This is a genomic window from Rhodococcus sp. P4_F3_2 (assembly GCF_056401335.1).
The window spans coordinates 1-419 of sequence record NZ_JBFUJN010000236.1; the positions used below are offsets into that span (position 1 = coordinate 1).

At 34.6% G+C, this 419-nt stretch carries 1 protein-coding gene; it reads right to left on the reverse strand.

The window, feature by feature from the left end:
- Positions 1-317, reverse strand: a 317-nt coding sequence (locus AC1DWA_RS33550; RefSeq protein ID WP_477917836.1) for a hypothetical protein, incomplete at its 3' end; no start/stop codon positions are given.
- Positions 318-419 lie beyond the last annotated feature (102 nt).

A 419-nucleotide genomic window follows, 5' to 3' on the forward strand; every position in this document is an offset into this window, starting at 1 on the left:
TTCATATATTCAATTAAAATTTGTGTATTTTTATCAGCTGCGTTCGCTCCTAGTTTTGTTTTAGTTATCTCACCTTTTAATGTTTGAATCTCTTCTCGTAAAGTTTGAAACTCATTTTTTAAGGACTCATGAAGATGATGACTCACTACTTCCGTAATATACTTTAATGACCATTCATTACTCTTAGATGCTTCATGTTCTTTACAAATTTGTGCAATGGCATCGCCCGTGTACCGTAATCCGTGCTCCTCTTTAAATGATTCAATATATGCTTTTGACTCATCTTCAATAGCTAATTTCATTCGTTGCTTCTCCATCGATTAATAGCCCCTTTCATAGTCGTTTTGTTGGTTACGATCACGTTCTGTTTCACGTTGCAATCGTTCATAATGCTGTTGGTTTTTCCAACTCTCATATTC